4 protein-coding genes are annotated in these 5,234 nt (G+C 55.5%); 1 reads left to right on the top strand and 3 read right to left on the bottom strand.

What is annotated here, in order from left to right:
• The 3 genes from ppk1 to ABX962_RS29450 form a co-directional block, all read right to left on the bottom strand.
• Positions 1 to 2,207: polyphosphate kinase 1 (ppk1, locus tag ABX962_RS29460; RefSeq protein WP_372724876.1), on the bottom strand; the 2,207-nt coding region annotated here is incomplete at its 3' end.
• Between the two features lie 117 nt (positions 2,208 to 2,324).
• A complete protein-coding gene (locus ABX962_RS29455) occupies positions 2,325 to 3,437 on the bottom strand; it encodes a c-type cytochrome domain-containing protein (RefSeq protein ID WP_372724874.1) in 1,113 nt (370 codons plus the stop codon).
• 97 nt (positions 3,438 to 3,534) lie between these two features.
• On the bottom strand, positions 3,535 to 4,227 hold the full coding sequence (locus tag ABX962_RS29450; RefSeq protein ID WP_372724872.1) for a hypothetical protein: 693 nt from the start codon (positions 4,225 to 4,227) through the stop codon (positions 3,535 to 3,537).
• Between the two features lie 414 nt (positions 4,228 to 4,641).
• On the opposite strand from ABX962_RS29450, the gene ABX962_RS29445 reads away from it, so the two are divergent.
• Positions 4,642 to 5,234 (top strand): OB-fold nucleic acid binding domain-containing protein (locus tag ABX962_RS29445; protein WP_372724870.1); only part of this gene is annotated, 593 nt, incomplete at its 3' end.

Here is a 5,234-nt window from a genome sequence, read left to right as displayed (position 1 = left end):
CCGGTTGGCAGCATTCGCCACGCATTGGTGTTGTCTTTGAAATAGGTTCGCAACACATGCAGCAACCGTTCGCGGGAGGCGGGGTCCATCACGGGCACAAACAACTCGACGCGGCGGTCGAGGTTTCGCGGCATCCAATCCGCACTGCTGATAAAGAGTTCATCATCGCCGCCATGCCGAAAATAGACGATTCGAGCATGCTCGAGGAATCGATCGACGATCGAGATCACTTCGATGTTCTCACTCAATCCCTTCACACCTGGCTTCAAACAGCAGACGCCACGGATATTCAAACGAACCCGCACCCCGGCTTGGCTGGCTCGATACAACGCATCAATGACCTGGGTGTCCACCAACGAATTAAGTTTCGCGACGATCTCTCCTTTCTGGCCTTCGAGACAACGCCGCGTCTCGGCTTCGATCAGGTCGAGGATTCGCTTTCGCAGTGTGATCGGCGCCGCGGCCAGCAACTGCAATTGCTGAGGCTGGCTCGCACCGGTCACGGCATTGAAGAACGTGGTCGCATCGGCGCCGAGTGTATCGTTGCATGTCAACAACGACACATCACTATAGATATTCGCGGTCGCCTCGTTGTAATTCCCCGTGCCAAAATGCAGGTAGCGTACGATCCCCTGCGGCTCGCGGCGAACGATAATGCAAACCTTTGCATGCGTCTTTAGCCCACGAATACCGTAGATCACCTGGACGCCGGCCTGTTCCATTTCGCGAGCCCATTCGATATTCCGGGCCTCATCAAAACGTGCCTTTAGCTCCACGATCACCGAGACGTATTTCCCTCGTTCAGCCGCCCGCATCAATGCAGCCACAATCGGGCTCCGCTTGCTGGTGCGATAGAGCACTTGTTTGATCGCCAACACGTCGGGATCGACCGCCGCTTCTTCGATCAAACGGACGATCGGATCAAAACGCTCGTAGGGATGCACCAACAGCACATCGCCTTTAGCAATCGTGGTGAACAAGCCTTCGGCAGGATCGATGCTGGGATGCGCCTGAGGCACCCAGGCTTCATCACGCAGCGAATCGAAGCCTTCCAGACCGTGCAAGGTGAACAGGTAACTCAAATCCAACGGACCATCGATCGGGTACAGATCTTGATTGGTCAACTGCATCACTTCGGATAAAAACGAGACGATGTGATCGCTCGCCGCCGCACTGTATTCCAACCGCACAACACGAGACAATCGTCGACTTTCGAGCACCTCTTCCATGCCATCGACAAGGTCCGCTGCGCCATCCTCTTGCAGCTCCACATCGGCGTTTCGGGTAATCCGAAACGCGACACATTCCATCACCTCACGCCCAGGGAAAAAATCTTCGACGTAATGCGTCACGAGATCTTCGAGCAAGATGTAGTCGTGCCCACGCTCCGAAGGCATCGAAACGAGCCGAGGCACGGAGCGGCCAAGGGGAATCACCGCAAATTGCCAAGAATCGCCCACTTCTGAATCGACGACTTCCGAATCGCCCACGTCTGCATCGGGCGAAGACTCGGAATTTGCGTTGGATTTGGCCGCGGTTTTGGCTTTCCTGGTGGCCGCAGTCTTCGGGCTGGCCGCAATTTTGGGGCTGGGCACAGTCGTCGGAGTTGATGCGGCCTCCGCTGCTGCGTTTGCTTCGGCGGTGTTTTTCTTTGGCGGCAACGCACGCAGACGCACACACAGATGCACGCCCAACCCTTGCAGCAGCGGAAAGGGACGATCGTGGGTGATCGCATGGGGGGACAAAACAGCGGAAACATCGCTGTGGAACCGTTGGTCCGCGACTTCGCGAGCCCGATCACTGCAATCACAGACCTTCACTCGGCGGATTTCCGCGGCCGCCAACTGCGGTTCGAGCACGTCACGAAGCAGATCATATTGGCGAGCCACCATCTCGTGCACACGACTGGAAACCGCGTTGATCTGCTGCGAAACGGTCAATCCGGCTGCATCACGCACCATCGCATTGCGATCAAATTGCAGTTTCAGCCCGCCGACGCGGACCATCATAAATTCGTCGAGATTCGAGCCTGAAATCGCCAGGAATTTGGCACGTTCGAGCAGTGGAACCGATCGATCCTCGGCTTGCTCGAGGACGCGTTGATTAAATTCCAGCCAGCTCAGTTCCCGATTCATGAATCGATGATCGGGAAGCGGCAAATCAATCGCGTTAGGCTTTTTCCTAGCGCCTGCACTCTTTTTTGACACGACGGCGGTTCATGATAAGAGGAGATGGAGGACGTCCGTATGCTGCACCAATGTAACGGAGCCCGCAACGGCGTGGGAGGCACCTCACACCCCAGAATCTTGTCGCCGGATCGCGAGCTACTCTGACGCAGACGCCGTCGCTTCGGTTTCGACCATCACGCCCTCTTTCGACTCAACGATCACGGCAATCTGCGACTGCGACTGGCCTTCGGTGCCGAACAAAACCCGAAACGCTTTGGGATAAAAGTCTTTTCCGTAGCTCAGCTCGCCGCCCTGATGACCAACCAAACCGACAATCCCAGCAACGACCAATAGCCCGACTTTCCAAATGCGTGTCCAAGCGATGCTGTCCTTCCAAACGCTGACCGCCGCGACGACCATCAATACGACCGCCATGATCGTGACAATGATGCCGCTCCAACGATGCCAAAAGACCTCCGAGTCAAAATCGATGCGGTCCCAACCGGCGTAACCTTGCTGAGTCGCAAACGACCACCCCATCGCTGTCGCAGCAACCGAGGACAACGCCCCCAAAATCAAACACGCCAATGGAATTTGAGTACCAATCTCGGGCCACTTCATCCCCAACACGACGAACAATGCACCGACGGTAAGCAATGCGATAGGAAAGTGAACGGTGGCTGGGTGCAGGTAACCTTGAAACGCCCATGCACGCTCGGGCAGACTTCGCTGCAGCGGCTCCGATGCGACCGGCGGAGTCGTTTCAGCGGACGCCAACAATGGCACGCCTTCGGGCCAATGAGCGCCTTCGGAAATCCAGACGCGAACAAGTGCGAGTTCGCCAGGGGTCAAAGGTCCACCATGTGCCGCCGGAGGCATCAACATGTCTTCATCGTCGGTCGTCAGATAGTCGACGTACAGCGAGCTGGATTCGATATCTTCGGCTTCGACATACCCCATCAATGAATCGACATCGTCAACGCGAAAATCGTTTTTTGCTTCCTTAGGGCCGTGACACTCCAGACAGCGAGCAACGAAAATAGGAGCGATGTCTCGCTGAAAATTCACCATCCGGCCTTCGTCATCCAAAATCTTCGCAGGCCCAGAGACATTTTTTTCGAGAATCACAACATCCACATCGGGCGTCTGAACGGTGACGCGACTCGGCGGATCGGCCGCGTCGGAATCGGCAAACACGGGGACAGCCACAGACATGGCAGCAACGAGCAAGAATGCAACGCGAGGCGGCGATGGAAGGATGGTTTTCATGTCAGTCTCAATTAATAGGAGGGACTCAGAAAGCTCTTCATGAGCTGACGGCAAATCAGGTGGGATGCTGCAAAAAGGGGGGGATGGTAGGAGGGGGTCAGATCACAATTCCGTCAAAGGCTTTGGTCAAACCGAGAGTTTGAAGTTCGATTTTAACATCTTTCGGGGTGGGTTTCTCTAAGGTTTCCGCCACCTCGTCGGCCAACAGTTGAGCGAACATCGCACGGGCTTCGGGAAGGATCTGTCGAATCCGGGCATCGGTTAATTCGAGTCCCCGTTCAGCTTTGATTCGCTGAGCCAGCGGTTGCCCCGGCTGCTTGGGCTTGGTAGTGGCACAGTGCAAAACGGAAAACATCGGCATCTCGGGATTTTTGTGCTCGAGTTGCTCAAGCGAACGCCACGCACGTTCCAGCAGCCCGGTCCGCCATAACGACAACCACTTTTCATTATCGTTCATGATCGACTCGATTGACGCGCCCGAACGCTGATTTTCCGGAAGTTCCGCGAGCCGAGTTTTTGCGGTCGAGCGAATCGCACGAATTAAGAAATCTCGTAGTTTGCCTTTTTTATATTCGCCGAAGCCGACGGAAACCAAATGGGCAATCAGCAATTTCAGACACTCGTCCGCATGATCCGAAGAGCCGAGAATCGCCAATAATTGGCGGCGAACGGTCACCAAATAACGCAGCACGAACCCGGCCGCACTGTTCGCTTGCGTCCATGGATTCGACGAACGGACCAGATTTACCGAAGTCGTTCGCTGTGCTGCGGCGGGAGTATCTTGTGACATAACCATCATTTTAACCCGAACTTACTACAATCTGAACTCCCTTCGCAAGCAGAACCACGAGAGAGAGAACAGCAACGCAGGGCGTAGCATAACGTGAGGAATTGGACGAGTGTGCCCCGATTTACCATGCTTTGACGGAATTTCACCGCTTCGCTGGCTCCCGAAACGACCGATCCATCCACCATCGGACATGCTACCGGCTCGTCCACCGCCCTGCCCTTGGGTTCCGCCAGTCTTCCGGCGGTCTTCCGTCGGTTTTCCCGCAGCCTTCCCCCTGCCCTGCCCTTCAAAACCGCCATGGGTGGCCCTCGAAACCGTAAATTTCGTGGGCCTTCCAAACGTCGCCTCAAAAGACCATCCTAAGGCGACGTGTGTGACAGACCCTCTTTTCCCCCAATGCAAGTGCTTCGCAGCGTGAATCGTAAACCCATTTCAGAATTGACCGACGGGCAACAAGTCGCCCAATCGTTTCGCGCATCCGACAAACAATTGCGGGTGAACCGGCAAGGCGGCAAGTACATCATCCTGAAACTGACCGATCGCACCGGTACCGTTTCCGGCATGCTTTGGAACGCCGATGAAATCATGTTTGATTCGTTTGACCGTGGTGACTATATCCACTGCGTCGGCCGAACTCAGATTCATAACGGAGCACTTCAGATGATCGTGACCACCGTCGAAAGGATGGATGCGAGCGAAGTGGACGTGGCCGATTTTGAACGTTTTGATGCGGACCAATCTCAACGATTGCGGTCTCGGCTTAGCGAACTGTTGGGGGGTCTACACAATGTTCATCTACGGCGACTCGGGCAAGCTTTTCTGAGCGATGACACGTTCATGCAGCGACTTGAGGTGGGGGCTGCGGCAGTCAGCAACCATCACGCCTATCCCGGCGGCCTACTGAAACACACCCTCGATCTGATGGAACTGTGCATTTTGGTCGGCCCCCGCTATCCGCAACTCGATACCGAGTTATTGATGTTCGGCGCCTTCTTGCACGACCTCGG

The organism is Novipirellula sp., from assembly GCF_041583735.1.
Classification (GTDB): domain Bacteria; phylum Planctomycetota; class Planctomycetia; order Pirellulales; family Pirellulaceae; genus Novipirellula.
This window is presented reverse-complemented; position numbering and strand designations above follow the sequence as displayed.

What these genes read in the sequence shown, in the direction of transcription:
- ABX962_RS29455 (WP_372724874.1), bottom strand. Translation starts at nt 3,437, where the DNA reads ATGAAAACCATCCTTCCATCGCCGCCTCGCGTTGCATTCTTGCTCGTT.
- ABX962_RS29450 (WP_372724872.1), bottom strand. Translation starts at nt 4,227, where the DNA reads ATGTCACAAGATACTCCCGCCGCAGCACAGCGAACGACTTCGGTAAAT.